The sequence below is a fragment of the Shewanella oncorhynchi genome (assembly GCF_030848765.1).
Classification (GTDB): domain Bacteria; phylum Pseudomonadota; class Gammaproteobacteria; order Enterobacterales; family Shewanellaceae; genus Shewanella; species Shewanella oncorhynchi.
In genome coordinates, this window is record NZ_CP132914.1 from 981,625 (window position 1) to 999,728 (window position 18,104).

General features: G+C 46.0%; 12 protein-coding genes. 8 read left to right on the forward strand and 4 right to left on the reverse strand.

All coding sequences use genetic code 11. From position 1 onward, the window contains the following. Positions 1-52 precede the first annotated feature (52 nt). Both pntB and RA178_RS04460 read right to left on the reverse strand, forming a co-directional pair. The gene (gene pntB, locus RA178_RS04455) at positions 53-1,537 is read right to left on the reverse strand and encodes a Re/Si-specific NAD(P)(+) transhydrogenase subunit beta (protein WP_105251576.1); all 1,485 of its coding nucleotides are present in this window, start codon (positions 1,535-1,537) and stop codon (positions 53-55) included. An 11-nt stretch (positions 1,538-1,548) separates the two neighbouring features. Then, a complete protein-coding gene (locus tag RA178_RS04460) occupies positions 1,549-3,075 on the reverse strand; it encodes a Re/Si-specific NAD(P)(+) transhydrogenase subunit alpha (RefSeq protein ID WP_105251577.1) in 1,527 nt (508 codons plus the stop codon). Positions 3,076-3,494: 419 nt separating this feature from the next. On the opposite strand from RA178_RS04460, the gene RA178_RS04465 reads away from it, so the two are divergent. From RA178_RS04465 to RA178_RS04485, 5 genes are all read left to right on the forward strand, one after another. Next, entirely contained in the window at positions 3,495-5,294 is a 1,800-nt protein-coding gene (locus RA178_RS04465; RefSeq protein WP_105251578.1) for an assimilatory sulfite reductase (NADPH) flavoprotein subunit, read from the forward strand. A gap of 99 nt (positions 5,295-5,393) precedes the next feature. Further along, positions 5,394-7,091 (forward strand): assimilatory sulfite reductase (NADPH) hemoprotein subunit, encoded by a 1,698-nt coding sequence (gene cysI / locus RA178_RS04470; RefSeq protein WP_219253985.1) that lies wholly within the window; start codon positions 5,394-5,396, stop codon positions 7,089-7,091. After that, positions 7,084-7,866: a phosphoadenylyl-sulfate reductase gene (locus RA178_RS04475; RefSeq protein ID WP_306684716.1), complete on the forward strand. Its 783-nt coding sequence runs from the start codon at positions 7,084-7,086 to the stop codon at positions 7,864-7,866. Before cysI ends, RA178_RS04475 begins: the two co-directional genes overlap by 8 nt. Positions 7,867-8,630: 764 nt before the next feature. Next, positions 8,631-9,416: a monofunctional biosynthetic peptidoglycan transglycosylase gene (gene mtgA, locus RA178_RS04480; protein WP_105251581.1), complete on the forward strand. Its 786-nt coding sequence runs from the start codon at positions 8,631-8,633 to the stop codon at positions 9,414-9,416. Positions 9,417-9,818: 402 nt separating this feature from the next. Next, positions 9,819-11,555: a hypothetical protein gene (locus RA178_RS04485; protein ID WP_105251582.1), complete on the forward strand. Its 1,737-nt coding sequence runs from the start codon at positions 9,819-9,821 to the stop codon at positions 11,553-11,555. Positions 11,556-11,616: 61 nt separating this feature from the next. On the opposite strand, the gene RA178_RS04490 is transcribed toward RA178_RS04485, so the two are convergent. Next, positions 11,617-13,173, reverse strand: coding sequence for a S41 family peptidase (locus RA178_RS04490; protein ID WP_306684718.1), 1,557 nt, complete (start codon positions 13,171-13,173; stop codon positions 11,617-11,619). 233 nt (positions 13,174-13,406) lie between these two features. Next, positions 13,407-14,291 carry a phospholipase A gene (locus RA178_RS04495; RefSeq protein WP_113939007.1) on the reverse strand — a complete coding sequence of 295 codons (885 nt, stop codon included), beginning with the start codon at positions 14,289-14,291 and terminating at the stop codon, positions 13,407-13,409. A gap of 441 nt (positions 14,292-14,732) precedes the next feature. Here RA178_RS04495 and cobA point away from each other — a divergent pair, with 441 nt between their 5' ends. The 3 genes from cobA (at position 14,733) to cysN (ending at position 18,103) form a co-directional block, all read left to right on the forward strand. After that, positions 14,733-15,578: a uroporphyrinogen-III C-methyltransferase gene (gene cobA, locus RA178_RS04500; protein ID WP_219253994.1), complete on the forward strand. Its 846-nt coding sequence runs from the start codon at positions 14,733-14,735 to the stop codon at positions 15,576-15,578. A 91-nt stretch (positions 15,579-15,669) separates the two neighbouring features. Beyond that, the gene (gene cysD, locus RA178_RS04505) at positions 15,670-16,578 is read left to right on the forward strand and encodes a sulfate adenylyltransferase subunit CysD (RefSeq protein WP_168822611.1); all 909 of its coding nucleotides are present in this window, start codon (positions 15,670-15,672) and stop codon (positions 16,576-16,578) included. A gap of 82 nt (positions 16,579-16,660) precedes the next feature. Beyond that, a complete protein-coding gene (cysN, locus tag RA178_RS04510) occupies positions 16,661-18,103 on the forward strand; it encodes a sulfate adenylyltransferase subunit CysN (protein ID WP_306685393.1) in 1,443 nt (480 codons plus the stop codon). The last annotated feature ends 1 nt before the right edge of the window (position 18,104 follow it).

The following is an 18,104-nucleotide window of genomic DNA, read 5'->3' on the forward strand; positions in this document are numbered from 1 at the left end:
GAATAGTGTTTATCGCCTAAGCGATTTCTACTCTGTTGATATTAAATTAAACTCAAAGTGCCTTTAAAATGGCTTCAACACTGGCCTTAGCATCCCCAAACAGCATTTGGGTATTTTCTTTGAAGAACAGCGGGTTTTGCACGCCGGCATAACCTGTGTTCATCGAACGTTTAAAGCCAATCACGTTTTGTGCTTTCCACACTTCCAGCACTGGCATACCTGCGATTGGACTGCCTGGATCTTCCATTGCCGCAGGGTTAACCGTGTCGTTGGCGCCGATAACGAGCACGACATCTGTGTCTTTAAAGTCTTCGTTGATTTCGTCCATTTCGAGCACGATATCGTAGGGGACTTTCGCTTCAGCGAGCAGTACGTTCATATGGCCTGGTAATCGACCAGCAACTGGATGGATACCAAAACGCACTTTCACGCCGCGATCACGTAGTTTTTGAGTGATTTCCGCAACAGGATATTGCGCCTGCGCCACTGCCATACCGTAACCCGGAGTGATGATGACTGAAGTGGCATTTTTCAGCATATCCGCCACATCTTCGGCGTTGGTTTCACGGTATTCACCCATTTCTTCATCGGCAGTCGAGGCCACACCATCTGTGCCAAAGCCGCCAGCGATAACTGAAATAAATGAGCGATTCATGGCCTTACACATGATGTAAGACAGAATAGCACCCGATGAACCTACTAATGCGCCGACCACAATCAAGAGGTCGTTCGACAACATAAAGCCTGCCGCTGCCGCTGCCCAACCTGAGTAGGAGTTCAGCATAGACACAACCACTGGCATATCCGCGCCGCCAATGGATGCGACTAAATGCCAGCCGAAGGCGAAGGCAATCAAGGTCATCAACAGCAATGCTGGCATAGTGCCGCCTGTCTGTACGAAGTATACCAACAGGGCGAAAGACACTAGCACTGCGACTAGGTTCAGCTTGTGGCGATGTGGCAGCATCAGAGGTTTAGATGAAATCAGTCCGCGTAACTTACAAAAGGCAACGATAGAACCCGTAAAGGTCACCGCACCGATGAAGATCCCGAGGAAGACTTCGACTAAGTGAATGTTAAGCATAGCGCCAGTGAGGTGCTCTTTGCTGGCGGTCTTCACCGCTTCACTTAGCGCATCTTGTACTGCGGCGAGGGTCGTATTGATATCACCACCGACAGCCACCACGACTTGTGAGACTTCCTGTGGGTGTAAGTCGATAAAGCTGTTAAAGCCAACCAATACCGCGGCCATACCCACAAAGCTGTGCAAGATGGCAACCAGTTCAGGCATTTCAGTCATTTCGACTTTTAGTGCTAAACGGATACCAATCGCGCCGCCAATCACCATAGCGATTAAGATCCACGCAATTCCGTTAGTATCGGGGTTGAAAATGGTAGCCAGTAGGGCGATTGCCATACCTAAGATACCGAATAAATTGCCGTGTTTTGCCGTCTCTTGCTTCGACAGTCCCGCGAGACTGAAGATGAAGAGAATGGCGGCAATAATGTAAGCTGCTGTTACCAGTCCTTGAGACACGTTAAACCCCCTTAATCCTTACGGAACATCTTCAGCATGCGCTGAGTGACGGTAAAGCCACCGAAGATGTTAATACTGGCGATCAGCACGGCGATAAACGCCAGTACAGTGACCAAAGTTGAACCCTGACCGATTTGCAGTAGGGCGCCGACCACGATAATGCCCGAAATCGCGTTAGTGACTGACATTAAAGGCGTATGCAGTGAGTGGGATACGTTCCATACCACGTAATAGCCAACAACGCAGGACAGCAAGAATACTGTGAAATGCGACAGGAACTCTGGTGGTGCTACCGATGCCACGGCAGCAAATCCTGCAACGCCTAAGGCGGCGAGCACGTATTTGAGCTTAGATGGCGCCTTTGGGGTGGTATTTTTAGGCTCGATTTTCGCCGCTGGTTTTGCTGGCGCCGCAGAAACCGAAATCGGTGGCGGCGGGAAGGTCACTTCACCTTCTTTAATCACTGTCATATTGCGCATGACTACATCATCAAAGTTGATGCTGGCTGTGCCGTCTTTTTCTTTACACATTAACTTCATCAGGTTGACTAAGTTGGTGCCGTAAAGCTGTGACGATTGCGCCGGTAGACGACCGGGAAGGTCGGTATAACCAATCACTTTTACGCCGTTAGGGGTAACAAACAGCTCACCCGATTGCGTGTATTCGCAGTTACCACCCGTCGCAGCGGCTAAATCGACGATCACTGAGCCGCTCTTCATGCTATCAACCATGGCTTTGGTGATGAGCTTAGGCGCTGGACGACCAGGGATTAGCGCTGTGGTGATGATGATATCGACTTCTTTGGCTTGTTCGGCAAACAGCGCCATTTCGGCGGCAATAAATTCATCCGACATGGTTTTAGCATAACCGTCCGATGAACCACCTTCCTCGTTACCAAAATCCAGTTTAAGGAATTGGCCGCCCATAGATTCGATTTGCTCGGCCACTTCTAAGCGGGTATCGAAGGCGCGCACTATGGCGCCAAGCGATCCTGCTGTACCAATGGCGGCAAGGCCAGCTACACCAGCACCAATGACTAACACTTTGGCGGGCGGTACTTTACCAGCAGCGGTAATTTGGCCAGTAAAGAAACGGCCAAATTGATGTGCGGCTTCAACAACTGCGCGATATCCACCAATGTTTGCCATAGAGGAGAGGGCATCAAGTGACTGGGCACGGGAGATGCGTGGCACCATGTCCATTGCCATCACGTTGATCTTACGTTTAGATAACTTCGCAACCAGCTCAGGGTTTTGTGCGGGCCAAATAAAGCTGACGATAGTCGCCCCGTCTTTGATTTGTTCAATTTCGGCGTCGCTTGGCGCATTGACCTTAAAGATCAGATCGGCTTGCCAAACGTTTGTTGTCACCTTCGCGCCCGCAGCTTCAAAGGCTGCATCATCGAAACTTGACAGTTGACCCGCATTGGCCTCAATAACAACTTCAAAGCCGAGTTTTTTAAGCTGCTCAACGGTGGCTGGGGTCGCGGCGACCCTAGTTTCACCGGCGAGACTTTCTCTCGGTATTCCAATCTGCATGACTACTCCCTGATGGTTTATATAATCGTTCCGCCTGCTGTTCTTCCTTCATCGTACTCAACTGCAAAATCTGTCGTCACCAGCGTTTATTCGGCGGGTGATTCGAGTCAGTTAGGGCATTCAATCTAGGATGGACACTTTTTGTTTTTAAAACAAACTATTCTGTGGGCAACAGAAATTATTGTTCGACAGGCTCATGACCATTGTGGCAATACTTTAGCTTGGCACAAGTGCATATTTCTCAAGCAGGCCGTTTCTTCACTGGTCGGATCAAAAACTTTTAACCAGTGCACACTTTTGTAGCTTAAATTTTGCACTTTGTATATTCCAAAATGGAATTAAAAATCCTATTTTATTCTTTTTTGCTTTTCTTAAACCGCGATAAGCTTGTGGACATTACACTGTCATAGGGCCGTCTCATGTTGTTAAAAGAACTTTCATCGCTGGCTTCGCCATTGTCTCAAGGACAAGTCGAGAAGCTAAAACAACTCACTTCTGAGTTAAGTGCTGTGCAATTGGCCTGGGTGAGTGGCTATCTTGCTGCCACAGCCAATGCGGGCCAATTAGCGCCCGTCGCGCAAACGCAAACGGCTCAAACTGTGACTATCCTCTATGGCAGCCAAACGGGTAATGGCCGTGGTGTCGCTAAAGCGCTCGCCGATAAGGCACTGGCGCAAGGTTATGCGGTCAATCTGGCTTCAATGGGCGAATACAATGTTCGCCAATTAAAGCAAGAAGCTGTGCTTTTATTGGTGGTCAGCACCCATGGTGAAGGTGAAGCGCCGGATGATGCGATTGAATTACACAAGTTTTTAGCATCGAAACGTGCCCCTAAGTTAGACAATCTACATTACTCTGTGCTTGCGCTGGGGGATTCTAGCTATGAATTTTTCTGCCAAACTGGTAAAGACTTCGATGCCCGCCTAGCTGCACTCGGTGCTAAATCACTGTTACCTTTAATTGAATGTGATGTGGATTATGAAGCTGCCGCGGGCCAGTGGCACGCCGATGTATTAGAGGCCGTTAAGCCGCTAATTGAAACCTCGTCCGCCAGTGTGGTATCCATCGGCACTGCTAAAGCGATTGGCGAAAGTGAATTTACTAAGCAAAACCCCTATAGCGCCGAAGTGCTTGTGAGCCAGAAAATTACCGGCCGTGGATCAGACCGAGATGTGCGCCATGTTGAAATCGACTTAGGCGACTCAGGGTTAACCTATCAAGCGGGTGATGCCCTTGGTGTGTGGTTTAGTAATAACGAAGTGTTAGTCGATGAAGTCTTAGCAGGCCTGTCATTGGTCGCTGATGAGTTAGTAACCCTAGGCACAGAATCCTTGTCCCTTAAGCAAGCTTTGGTTGATAAGAAAGAACTGACCCAGTTATACCCTGGATTAGTCAAAGCCTGGGCCGAATTGAGCGGCAGCGCTGAACTGCTGGCATTGAGCGAAGATAAAGAACAAGTGCGCCACTTTATCCTTAAGCATCAATTTGCCGATTTAGTCACTCAGTATCCGTTATCAAATAACTCAGTAACCTTAAATGCAGCAAAACTGCTTGAGCTACTGCGTCCATTAACGCCAAGACTTTACTCTATCGCCTCAAGTCAAAGCGAAGTCGAAACAGAAGTCCACTTAACTGTGGCCTTAGTGGAAGATGAGCGCCACGGCTCAGCACGTTTTGGCGGTGCGTCACACTTCTTAGCATCTGCGCAGGAAGGCACGCAAGTTAAGGTTTATGTTGAGTCGAACAAGCATTTCCGTTTGCCTGAAAATCCAGAAACACCGGTTATTATGGTTGGGCCTGGTACCGGTGTTGCACCCTTCCGTGCCTTTATGCAGGAGCGCGTTGCTCAAGGAATTAAAGGTGATAGCTGGTTATTCTTCGGCAATCCTCACTTTGAGCAGGATTTCTTGTATCAAACTGAGTGGCAACAGTATTTGAAAAATGGCGATCTCAGCCGTATCGACGTGGCGTTCTCACGCGATCAAGCCCATAAGATTTATGTGCAGCACCGCATTAAAGAACAAGGCCAAGCCCTGTGGCAATGGTTGCAAAATGGCGCGCATCTTTATATTTGTGGTGATGCTGAACGTATGGCCAAAGATGTTCACCAAGCCTTGATTGAGGTGGCAGTCGAAGTCGGTGGTTTGAATACCGAAGCTGCCGAAGCCTATTTTGAAACCCTGCGCAGCGATAAACGTTACCAAAAAGACGTGTATTAATCTCAACCGTTGCGCAGATAAGAAACGCATAAGAATAGCCAAAGCTGCACACGTGATGACCTGTGCAGCCAGCGAACCCAATTTTAAGAGGCAGTTGCCATGAGTGAGCAAAAGTTAGCGTTAAACGAATACCTAAAGACCGACAGTGATTACCTGCGCGGGACCATCAAAGAAGGTTTAGATTCTTCTGTGACTGGCAGTTTCAGTGACGGCGATCAGCAGCTGATCAAATTCCATGGCTTCTATCAGCAGGATGACCGCGATTTACGTAACGAACGTAAAGAGCAAAAACTCGAACCTTTATATAGTTTTATGTTACGCGCCCGTGTACCTGGCGGTATTTGTTCTCCACAGCAATGGTTAGGCGTGGACAAAATTGCCTCGACGCTCACCAGCTCGAACAGTATTCGTTTGACGACCCGCCAAACCTTCCAATACCACGGTATTCCTAAGCGTAACTTGAAGACCATTATTCAAGACTTAGATCGTGAAGCGCTGGATTCGATTGCCGCTTGTGGTGACGTTAACCGTAACGTGATGTGTAACCCCAATCCGGTGGAATCGAAACTGCACGAGCAAGCCTATGCGGTGGCGAAACAACTGTCTGATCATCTATTACCACATACTCGCGCCTACGCCGAAATCTGGTTAGATGAAGAAAAGTTACTTTCGACCGAAGATGAAATCGTCGAACCTGTGTATGGCAAAACCTATCTGCCACGTAAGTTCAAAATGGCGGTTGCGGTTCCTCCCGATAACGATGTTGACGTTTACACTAACGATTTAGGCTTTATTGCTGTTGCCGAAAATGGCGAGTTGGTTGGCTTTAACTTAACCGCGGGCGGCGGCATGGGCTCGACCCACGGCGAAGTAGAAACCTTTCCCCGCCTAGCGGACGACTTTGGTTTTATCAAAACTGAAGACGTGATGAAGTTTGCCGAAGCTGTGATGACAGTGCAACGCGACTGGGGTAATCGCTCTAATCGTAAACGCTCGCGCCTTAAATACACAATCGTTGACCACGGCTATGAGAAATTTAAAGCCGAAGTTGAAGTACGTGCTGGGGTGAAATTTGAACCTAAACGTGATGTAGTGATTGGCGATCGCGGCGATCGTTATGGTTGGGTCGAAGGCGTTGACGGTAAGTGGCATTTAACCTTATTTATCGAAAGCGGTCGTATTAAAGATTTACCAGGCCAAACCCTGCAAACGGGGCTGCGTGAAATTGCTAAGATCCACAAGGGCGATTTCCGCATGACCTCGAATCAAAACATGATCATCGCAGGCGTCGCAGCTGAAGATAAAGCTACCATTGAAGGTTTAGCCCGTAAACATGGTCTGCTGGGCCAAGTGTTGACGCAAACCCGCGGTCACTCGATTGCCTGTGTGGCGTTGCCGACATGCCCATTAGCGATGGCGGAAGCCGAGCGTTATTTCCCTGAGTTTATCGATCATATCGATGCGCTGCAGGCAAAACACGGCATTAGCGAGCAAGCGATTGTCGTGCGTATGACGGGTTGTCCTAACGGTTGTGCTCGCCCATTTGCCGCTGAAATTGGCCTTGTGGGTAAAGCGCCGGGCCGTTATAACTTGTACTTAGGTGCAAGTTTTGAAGGGACTCGTTTGAACAAAATGCACAGAGAAAATATCCAAGAGGCGGACATTCTCGCCGAATTGGATACCCTGTTTGGCCGCTACGCCGTAGAGCGTGATGCAGGCGAAACCTTTGGTAACTTCACAGTCCGCGTGGGTGTAGTGAAGGCGGTGATCGATGCCGCTAAGGATTTTCATGGCTGATCTTGAGCAAAAAACCAGTGATAAAGTGCCGACTGTGGTCAGCGCTGCCGAACTCAAGGCATTATTGAGTGCGCCTAAGGCAGAGCAAGTGATAGAGCTTGAGCGCATAAATCAGTTCTTAGCCGGATTGAGCGCGCAAGAGCGAGTGCTATGGGGCTTAACTTATTTGCCCGGTAATCATGCGCTGTCCTCAAGCTTTGGGATCCAAGCCGCTGTAATGCTGCATATGGTGAGTCAGGCACAGGCGAATATTCCGGTTATTCTCACGGATACGGGTTATTTATTCCCTGAGACTTATCAGTTTATCGACGAGCTGACAGAGCGTTTATCACTGAATTTAAAAGTGTACCAAGCAGTGATGACATCGGCATGGCAAGAGGCGCGCTTTGGCCAGTTGTGGGAGCAAGGGGTAAACGGACTAGAGCAATACAACCGGTTAAACAAAGTTGAGCCTATGCAACGCGCTTTAGCCGAGCTTGAGGTAGGCACTTGGTTTGCAGGGCTGAGACGTAGCCAAGCCAGTACCCGTGAGGCGTTGCCGATACTGGCTATTCATGGCACGCGCTTTAAGTTACTGCCGATTATTGAGTGGTCGAATAAAGATGTGCACCTCTATCTGACTCAATTTGACTTGCCGTACCATCCACTTTGGGACCAAGGATATGTTTCTCTGGGAGATACCCATTCGAGTAAACCACTCGAATTAGGCATGACAGAGGAAGAAACTCGCTTTAATGGCCTACAACGTGAGTGTGGTTTGCACTACGATATCTAGTCATTTTATTGATTTTAAATATTAAACGCCTCAACTTAGTTTGGGGCGTTTTTTTTATCATTTTAAGGTAGGTGGGGTTTGGGGTGAATTTAATACTCTGGATTGCCGAGGAAGTTAAGTGACGTCATTTAAGCGTCATTTAACTAAGATAGATTGATATTCATATAGTTAGTTTGCATTCATTTTTAAATGCTAAAAATGTTGTACATTTTTACTCACAGAGTTATGCACATTGGTTAAGCCTGCGCTATATTTTGAAGTTCCCGTAGATGGTTTTGAAGCGTTTTACTGCGTTAATTGACATGATTCATGTCTTTTATGAGGTTAAGTTGTTGTATATCGGTATTTATGGGCTGGGTTTGCTGTGTATCGATATGGCTTAATTGGATGCAGTGAAAGCGTTGAAAACCTGACTCGCACCTGCGAGTATCAAGCAGTTTGATTGACTTGCTAGCTCTCGTTAATCAGCCATCATTACCTCGGTCAGCTGTCGTCAAAGCTGCCGAGGTCAAGTTAAGTCGACCTCGGTCAATCTCCAATAGTGATTTGTTCTTGTTATGGTTATTTCTCAACCTATCTTTGATTATCGAGTAAGATATCCTTGGTGTTTCCTCTATTCTCGTAGCATGATCAGCTTGCAACTCGCGTAAAGCTTTAGAATATTTTCTGTAAGCCTAGGTTGCCCCAAAGAATTCTTGCAATGGGATGGCTTGACTGGATAGATGAGAAACAAGAAATGAGAGTGTGTGGATGAGATGGTATAAATGACGGCCCCTTTATATGCGATGCGAGATCATGTCAGGCGTCCAAGTGTTAATAAGTCGAGTGACCCAGCACCTCAGAGACGAAAGCGTGGTTTTCGTCGTTTATTGTCTTGGTTATTTAAGGGATTAGTTTGGGCATTTATTTGCTCAATTTTATTAGTGATCCTACTACGATTCGTCGATCCTCCTATGTGGACTTGGCGTATCGAGCGTGCCTTATTTCCACCTGCACCTATCGGTGAGATCAGGCATCAATGGCGCGATTTAGCGCAAATTTCTCCCGAATTACAATTGGCTGTGATTGCTGCGGAAGATCAACGTTTTGTTGAGCATACTGGATTCGATTTAGCCGCGATAAGTTCGGCACTGAAATACAACCAAAAAGGCACCAAAGTCCGCGGGGCAAGTACCTTAAGTCAGCAGGCGGCGAAAAACCTTTTTATGTGGTCGAGTCGTAGTTTCTTTCGTAAGGGATTGGAAGCTTGGTTTACGTTATTGATGGAGTTGACTTGGGATAAGTCGCGTATTCTTGAAGTGTATTTAAATATTGTAGAATTTGGCCCAGGCATTTACGGCGCCGAAGCGGCATCAAAGCATTATTTTGGAAAGTCAGCGGCAAAACTTACCCAATACGAGGCCTCATTACTCGCAGCCATTTTACCCAATCCTTGGCGCTATAAGGTGTCTCCACCGTCATCCTATGTGCAGCAGCGCTCAGCTTGGATCCGTAAGCAAATGCGCCAGCTAGGTGACGTCACGCTTAAAAAAGTCCACGAAGCACGATGATGCTCTGGTGAGTTAGTTTGAGTGAGATGAGCTTAATTTGTCATTGGGTTCTTTGCTTAATCGTCGATGACTTTGAGATGTTTTATTACCGAATTGAAATAAGATTGGAATCATGTTGAATAAACGTTAGTTCTAATACGTTTTTAATGCTGCGAACTCCTATCCTGTTCGCTTCTGTGTCGGTTTAATGTTAAATTATCGGGAATATTTTATACCTTAGTTTCGCTTAGCCTAAGCATTTTAAACTGGGTTTGTATTGCGTAGGGCTGAGTCGTTGCGTTTTCTGATTTTGCATTATCTGCATAAGGGATATGTAAGAGCGGATAAATATTTAAATACCTAAGGTGAGTTCTTTAGGTATTGTTTTCATAAAATTGAATGTCATTAAATGGAGTTTCTTAAATGAAAAAGATTGTGATTGCCGCGGCAATTATTGCAGCAGGTGCTGGTGGTTATTGGTATATGCAGAATGGTGCGGGTTCTAGTGCCTCTGCTAATCCTTTGCTCGACTATGTGCCTGCCGATACGCCGATATTTTCGGGCCAGTTAAAACCCTTCCCGTTAAAAGCGTATTTACAGTCTATTTCTGGAAATTATCAGCAATATCCAAGTAATACGCTTGATGAACTCGGTGTGCAGGATAGCCCTATGGGCAAGTTCTTCGTTAGCATTTATCAGCAGTATATGGATGGGATGAAAGATCCTGCCTTACTGTTAAAAACCTTCGGTTTCCCCGATGAAGTTAAACCTTATATTTATACTTTAGGTGCTTTGCCAGTATTAAAGATTGATGTTAATCAGGCCGAAGCATTTTGGGCTGTATTAGATAAAGCCGAAAAAGACAGTGGTGTAACCCACGAAATGCGTAAAGTGGGCGATGTTGATTATCGCGCTTATGCACTATCGGATGAAAGCTCAGCAGAGAAAGCTGAACTGCTATTTGCCCAGAAAGATGGCATATTAACGATGACTTTCAGCACCTCTATTACCGAGCCTGAGTTATTAGAAATGGCATTTGGTATTAAGAAGGCGCCGCAGTCATTAGCCGCTTCTGGCATATTAGAAGATATTATTAAGACCCATGGTTTTAAAGATGACAGCATTAGCTTTATTAACCATGTGGAAATTGTAAAGGCATTGACCTCTGCAGATAGCAATATGCTAGCTAAGCAACTGACTCAATTTTTTGCTGATGAAAGTGCGGGTGAAGATCCATTAGCTCAAATCAGAACACCAGAATGTCGTACCGAACTGACTGCGATTGCCGCTAACTGGCCGCGTACAGTTGCTGGTTTAACGGCGTTTTCTGTGACTGAAAAAGAAAGCCATATGGCGGCTTCATTTGTTGTCGAAACGAAGAATCAACCTATTCTTGCGGCAATGCAAAAGATGCGTGGTTTTATTCCATCGCATCTGGCGGATATCGACAGCACTATCTTCTCCATGGGAATAGGCTTAGATATCAATGAAATTACCCCTTCATTAACGGCTATTTGGGATGATCTGCAAAAGCCGCAACTGACCTGTGCACCATTGGCAGAGTTGCAGGCTGAGTTGAGCCAACAGAGCCCAGCTATGCTAGGCATGTTCACTGGTATGGCTAACGGTGTGAAAGGCATGAGCGTTTCATTGCTCGACTTTAAAATGAGCACACAAGATCAAGAGCCTAAGTTAGAAAGTTTAGATGCTTTAGTCAGCCTCAGCGCCGAAAACCCATCCATGTTGTTTAATATGGTGAAACCTTTCGCCCCTATGCTGGCTGAAGTGCAATTAGCCGATAACGGCGATGCTACTGATTTATCTCCAATATTGATGTTGCCTCCAGAGTTAGGTGTTAAGCCAATGCTGGCGATTAAAGGCCAACATTTAGTGGTGTATAGCGGTGATAAAGGCTTGGCTTTAGCCAACAAATTAGCAGGCGAGAAACTGTCAGCTAATGGCATGTACAGCTTGTCTGCTGATTACGGCAAGATGTTTACACCAGTGCTTACACTGTTAGAAATGAGCGGTGAGCCGATCCCTGAAGAAATGCAAATGCTTAAAGATTACAACATGCGAGTTCAAATGAGCTTTGATGTGAATAAGCAAGGCTTGGTCATAGGTTCAGTCGCCAATTCTAAAGCGACTGAAAAGAAGTAATGCGTTAGTAAACTCATATTTGTTTGAAATGAGCCAGCAGATTGCTGGCTCTTTTTTTGGCTTAATTTAGCTTAGCTTGAGCCAACTTAGTGTGCTGTGCTGGCAGAACAAGTTGCGCTTTGGGCTTGGCGGAGCGCATTAAACTAACGAGCCCTTGCCATTGAATATCACTGTTCTGAGGGAGCAAAATATCCGGTTCAGTCCCAATACCGGACAGGAGTCTCCCCTGTGCATCATAGGTTAACGAACTGCTGAATCTTATGTTTAATCCACTGTTTGGCAGTTTGAAATGATACTGACGTGCAAAGTCGCCTGAGGTTTTTTCACCAATCAAATTTGCCCTAGACCAAGATTTAGTACGATAGGCAATCCACTCGCATTCTTGGCGACAATGGGGACTCACGAGTAGCGCTAAGCGATTTCGCCCTTCAGGAGCCACCGCAGGCTTAGTACGAACATACCAAGGGCTGAATTTCTCTTTATCGACAGAGGGTAAGTTACGGGTGAGAGATTTGAGCCTAGGAGGACTGTACTCTAACGCATCCAGAGGCATAAAATTGAGCGGCTGTAGATAATCATTTCTCAGCTCTGGTGAGCGGCGATAGTGCGCAAATCCCATCACATTAGGTGCTAAAGTGTTATTTAAATCCGCATCTTGATATCGCGACAGCATAGTCAATAATTTTGGACTAAAGCCACTGGCATCACGTAAATCAATGATCAGTAAGGGATGTGTCATGCCTTTGAGCAGTTCTTGCTGTTGTTCTTTATCTAATTCAAAGGCGTAGAGATCGCTGATCTTAAGTTTGACCGTCGTATTGTTGACCGTCTCTAATTGATTTGGCATGTCTTGAAATTCGGTGCGCTCAAATTGAGATAATTGGTTAATAAATTCGAGCACATTAATATCTTGAGTCTCGTCTTTTTCACTGATAGTTGCTAATTGAACTTGCGGTTTATGGCTTGGCAGGGCGAGAGTCACCTGCTGGCTTTGCAGATCATCATTAATTAGCGTAATGACTACATAGGGCTTTATGCTGAGTCCTAAGTCTTCGCGCAGTAGGTTAAGTTTTTTCAGCCAAGGTAACTGCATTTCTTGACTCTGTTTTGCCGGCTCAGGTAAGTAGGCTTGGCTGGCCGCTACCCATTTGCTCATAGGTAAACCATCAATATGAGTGATAAAGGGGAAGTCGTTGTTGACTGGATTATTACCGTTATCCAAGGCTAACCATTGGTCGTTGACTGGCCTTAGCGTTAACGGGAGATCGCCGCTTTGATCATCGAAGTTATGCACTTGAGCGCCTGGATCTTTGAGGGTATTGAGTAATTTAGTGACTTCAGCAGCAAAGCGATCATTGGGAGTAATATCTTGATACTGTTCAACAATAAGGCTAGCCATAAATTTAAGCTGCGGGTTGGCTTTGTCGGCCGTTAAGGCATAAAACGCTGAGTGTTGCTCGATTTGATCCAATAAGGCATAGAGATCCTGGCGTACTTCTTGTGCATTCAGCACTGGTGCAGCGCTATCTTTTGGCACAGCGAAAAACGCGAGCTTAAGTAAGCTCGCGAAAATAATGACACTGAGTAGCATGACTATGCTGCGGTAGCTAAAACTCATATTCCTCCATGATGTTAAGGCGCGGCTTCAGGGCACAAAAAGGTGTGCGACTATCGGCTTAAATGCCATTCGGATCAATGTAAATCGTCCCGCTGAGCCATAAACTCAGGTCCATCTGAGCAATTTAGCAGCAGGTTTGGTAGATTAGCAGCAAATTATGGTCGATTTTTGTACTTAGTCACTTTATATACCCAAACAATCTTAAATAGCGGGATCAAGTGGGTATATCTTTCTTAAAGAATATCGTTGAGTGAAATTCCGATACCAATACGTTGATTGTGATAGTTATAATCGATTAGGCTTTCGCCATAACCATTAAAGTATTGAGTATAAAAGCGTAAGTTGCCGACGATAGGATGACTCCAAGTCAGTTCTGCTGAGCCTCTGTCGATATCTTCTAGATTCGTTTTAACGGTTAAAGTGAATCTATGTTCATCGATACCATAAACGCCAATAAACTCTGCTTTACCTATATAGTCATCAATATTAGGGTTATCGTCGCCGCTGGCTTTATATGGATCTGTCTTTTCATCTTCAGGAATACGCCACCACACTTTGGTGGAGAAGGCGAGTGGGCCTGCATCAAAAATCATAGTGGCATAGAGGCGATTCCAGCTGCGGGAAAGTGGCCCTGCTTTACCATTCGATTGATGTACGGCACCAAATCCCCAAAAGGAATTGGTCACACTGCCAATTTTCCAATCGTTATTAAACAGCATAAAGACTTCAGGCTCGTGATTGGTTTCCCTAAAAGGCGATGAAGTGTCTTTGTTATAAACCTGCCAATAGGATTGATTGGTGTAAGCAAAAAATAAATGGCCATTATCACCAAACACATTGTACCAAATAGGAAATTTAAAACTGATTTGGAACTTAGCCTCAAACTCATCTAATGAATAGGGGTTGAGTATTGCATCTTCGGTGAAAGGTGCCATGTTGGGATCTGGGCTGTAGGTGACTGGTAAAAGGTAATTCACTTTATGTGGCGTAATCACAAAAGGTAGATCCGCCGTGGCAAGTTCATCTTTTACTCTTCCTTTGACTAATGATTCTTCGGCATTTATGTCCGTACAGGCTAATAGCCCTGCCAATGCAATACCTGAGTAAAGTGGTTTCATCTGCCCTCCTTGATGTGTTTATTTATTTGTCAGTCGTACTCAACAAAGATAGTTATTTCCAGCTTAACATTAGAAAGTGAATTTATGGTTATGGAAAAATCCTGTGTCACTTAATGACAAATCTTGTAGTCAGCCATTTTTAGTCCCATAGAGACATGTTTAGGTAGAATTTTTGGCAATAACATAGTGCCAAAATCATGCACTTAGCGGACAGAAATTAATTTGATGCAATTCGCTTAATCTTATTAAGTCATTTTATTTCAATTGGTTAACCTGGATTTGGGGCATTTTTGATTTTGAAACCTAAGGTTTTCCCCACTTTAAGTGAGTGGTCACTTATTCTTTTATATCTAAATGATATAAAAACTAATAATTATCTATTTATTATGGAATATAAGACGCGCTATATTTCTACAGACTAAAGTGATCTTGGGGATTCTGATGGAAATTTTCTCTTTACCGGGCCAAGCGGCCAAAGGCAAAGTCTGGCTGGTGGGTGCAGGTCCCGGCGACGTTGAGCTATTGACGTTAAAGGCATGGCGCATCCTTAAAACTGCTGATGCAGTGCTATACGACGCTTTAGTCAGCCAAGATATCCTCGATCTTATTCCCAAAGACGCTGAGAAGATTGCCGTAGGTAAACGTGCGGGCAAGCATAGCGCCGCACAGGACGAGATTAATCAGTTACTTGTCACTAAAGCCTACACCCGTAAAAATGTGGTGCGCCTTAAAGGTGGCGATCCTTTTATTTTCGGCCGCGGGGGCGAAGAGTTACAAACTTTAGTCGAAGCTGGGGTTGAGTTTGAAGTCGTTCCCGGCATTACTGCTGCCAGCGGCACGTCAGCCTATGCGGGAATTCCCCTAACCCACAGAGACCATGCCCAAGGCGTCACTTTTATCACTGGCCATTGTCAGTTAGAGAGTCGCCCTATGGATTGGCAAGGTTATGCTAATCCTAACAATACCTTAGTCGTGTATATGGGGATTCTGAACGCAGGCATTATTCGCCAAGGTCTAGTCGATGCGGGCCGAAGCCCTGAAACACCCGTGGCGATAGTGTCAAAGGCAACCACTAAAGAGCAACGTCGTTTTATCGGCCGTTTAGGTGAGCTTGAACAGCTTGCCGCCGATCCAGAATTACAAATGCCAGCTTTGATGATCATAGGTGAAGTCGTCACGCTGAGTGACGCCTTGCATTGGTTCAAACCTGAAGCGATTGAATCGACTCAGGTCAGTGATGAACAGACTCAATCGGTTAGAGTCTCGGCCGTCGCGTCGATAAGCTAAGCTGCAAACAGTTAAAGTTATTAAGCAGTTAAAAATATTAAGCTAATCCATGCTGTGGTAACACGGCGAATTTAAGGTAACGGAGAATAATATGGCCGGGCGTGAACTAAGCCACTTACAACAACTGGAAGCTGAGAGCATCCAGATCATTCGTGAAGTTGCAGCCGAATTCGATAATCCTGTGATGTTGTATTCCATCGGGAAAGATTCTTCCGTTATGTTGCATTTAGCACGTAAAGCCTTTTATCCAGGCAAGATCCCATTCCCGCTACTGCATGTCGATACAGGTTGGAAATTCAAAGAGATGATCGCGTTCCGTGATGCGCAGGCAAAGAAATTTGGCTTCGAGTTACTGACGCACATTAACCCAGAAGGGTTGGCGCAGGGGATTAACCCCTTCGACCATGGCAGTGCGAAACACACTGACATAATGAAAACCCAAGGTTTAAAGCAAGCACTTAACCAATATGGTTTCGATGCGGCTTTCGGTGGGGCTCGCCGTGATGAAGAAAAATCGCGCGCCAAAGAGCGTGTGTATTCCTTCCGCGACCGCCACCACAGATGGGACCCTAAAAATCAACGTCCAGAATTATGGCGCACCTATAACGGCGCAGTGAACAAGGGCGAAAGTATTCGTGTGTTCCCATTATCTAACTGGACTGAGCTGGATATTTGGCAATATATTTATCAAGAAAACATTGAGTTAGTGCCTTTGTACTTTGCTGCTAAACGTCAAGTGGTTGAGCGCGGTGGTCAGTTAATCATGGCCGATGACGAGCGGATGAAGTTAGCCGAGGGCGAGCAGATTAAAGAAGAAGTGGTGCGTTTTAGAACCTTAGGTTGCTACCCACTCACGGCCGCCATGTATTCTGAGGCCGACAGTCTAGAAAAGATTATTGAAGAAATGCTGTTAACCCGTTCGAGCGAACGTCAGGGCCGATTGATCGACTCAGATCAAAGTGCCTCTATGGAGCAGAAGAAGCGTCAAGGCTACTTCTAATCTCTACAGGGTTAATCCTATTTCGCGAAGGTGGCGCTAATCAGCGCGACCTTCAGCCAAGCAGATCAAGAGTGAGAATATGATGGACAAAGCGGTCAATAAAACCAATCTCATGGCGGCAGAAATTACCCTCCATGGTGTGAAAGAATATCTAGCCCTGCAGCAGCACAAAGGCTTACTGCGCTTTTTAACCTGTGGCAGTGTCGACGATGGTAAAAGTACCTTAATCGGCCGTCTGTTACACGATAGCGCGCAGATCTATGAAGATCAATTAGCGAGCCTCAAGAGCGACAGCGCCAAGATGGGCACCACAGGTGAAGCCATTGACTTAGCCTTACTGGTGGATGGTCTGCAAGCTGAGCGCGAGCAGGGCATCACTATCGATGTGGCTTATCGTTATTTTTCAAGTGATAAGCGCAAGTTCATCATCGCCGATACGCCAGGGCATGAGCAGTACACTCGCAACATGGCAACGGGTGCATCAACCTGTGATTTAGCGGTGATTTTAGTCGATGCCCGCTACGGCGTGCAGACTCAGACTAAGCGCCATGCGTTTATCGCGTCATTACTGGGTATTCGTCACTTTGTTGTGGCCGTGAATAAGATGGATTTGCTTGGGTTTGACGAGCAAGTATTCAACCGTATTCGTGCCGATTTTACTGATTTCGTTAAAGATTTCGGCAACCTCGATATCCACTTTGTGCCGTTATCGGCGCTTAATGGTGACAACGTGGTTGAGCGCAGCACCCAAAGCCCATGGTATCAAGGCGGTACACTGCTTGAACTGCTAGAAACCATTGATACTCAGCGTGAACTCAGCTCATTGCCTGTGCGTTTTCCTGTGCAATATGTGTCGCGTCCTAACTTAGATTTTCGCGGTTTTGCAGGCACGTTAGCCTCTGGCATTATCAATGTCGGTGACGAGTTAGTCGCTTTGCCATCGGGCAAACGCAGTAAGGTTGAACGTATTGTGACCTTCGATGGTGACATACAAGAAGCGGTTGCAGGCCAAGCTGTGACTATCACGCTGGAAGATGAAATTGATATTTCCCGTGGCGATTTACTGGCAAAACCCGATTCTGCGCCAGCCGTCGCTAACGTGATCAGCGCTGATATAGTGTGGATGGATGAAAAGCCATTACAACTCGGTCAGTTATACGACATCAAAGTGGCTGGTAAGAAGACGCAAGCTTCTGTGACTGCTATCGATTATGTGGTTGACGTTAATACCTTAGCACGCAGTGCGACGGACACTCTTGTGTTAAACGCCATTGCGCGTGTGACCTTAGAACTGACCGAAGACATAGTGTTTGATGCATATTCGTTAGTGCGTGATACGGGCGGAATGATCTTAATCGACCGCCTGAGTAATGCGACGGTTGCTGCAGTGATGGTGGTGTCGGGTCAATATGTTAACAAGCAAACAGCGTCACAATTTAGTGCCTTTGAAGTCGAGTTTAATGCCTTAGTGCGTAAACACTTCCCCCATTGGCAAGCGATAGATATCACTAAGCTTGGAGCTTAAT

Bases quoted from the DNA above. Each gene is read 5' to 3' on its own strand.
- RA178_RS04460 (WP_105251577.1), bottom strand. From the start codon at position 3,075: ATGCAGATTGGAATACCGAGAGAAAGTCTCGCCGGTGAAACTAGGGTC.
- RA178_RS04465 (WP_105251578.1), top strand. From the start codon at position 3,495: ATGTTGTTAAAAGAACTTTCATCGCTGGCTTCGCCATTGTCTCAAGGA.
- cysI (WP_219253985.1), top strand. From the start codon at position 5,394: ATGAGTGAGCAAAAGTTAGCGTTAAACGAATACCTAAAGACCGACAGT.
- RA178_RS04475 (WP_306684716.1), top strand. From the start codon at position 7,084: ATGGCTGATCTTGAGCAAAAAACCAGTGATAAAGTGCCGACTGTGGTC.
- mtgA (WP_105251581.1), top strand. From the start codon at position 8,631: ATGACGGCCCCTTTATATGCGATGCGAGATCATGTCAGGCGTCCAAGT.
- RA178_RS04485 (WP_105251582.1), top strand. From the start codon at position 9,819: ATGAAAAAGATTGTGATTGCCGCGGCAATTATTGCAGCAGGTGCTGGT.
- RA178_RS04490 (WP_306684718.1), bottom strand. From the start codon at position 13,173: ATGAGTTTTAGCTACCGCAGCATAGTCATGCTACTCAGTGTCATTATT.
- RA178_RS04495 (WP_113939007.1), bottom strand. From the start codon at position 14,291: ATGAAACCACTTTACTCAGGTATTGCATTGGCAGGGCTATTAGCCTGT.
- cobA (WP_219253994.1), top strand. From the start codon at position 14,733: ATGGAAATTTTCTCTTTACCGGGCCAAGCGGCCAAAGGCAAAGTCTGG.
- cysD (WP_168822611.1), top strand. From the start codon at position 15,670: ATGGCCGGGCGTGAACTAAGCCACTTACAACAACTGGAAGCTGAGAGC.
- cysN (WP_306685393.1), top strand. From the start codon at position 16,661: ATGGACAAAGCGGTCAATAAAACCAATCTCATGGCGGCAGAAATTACC.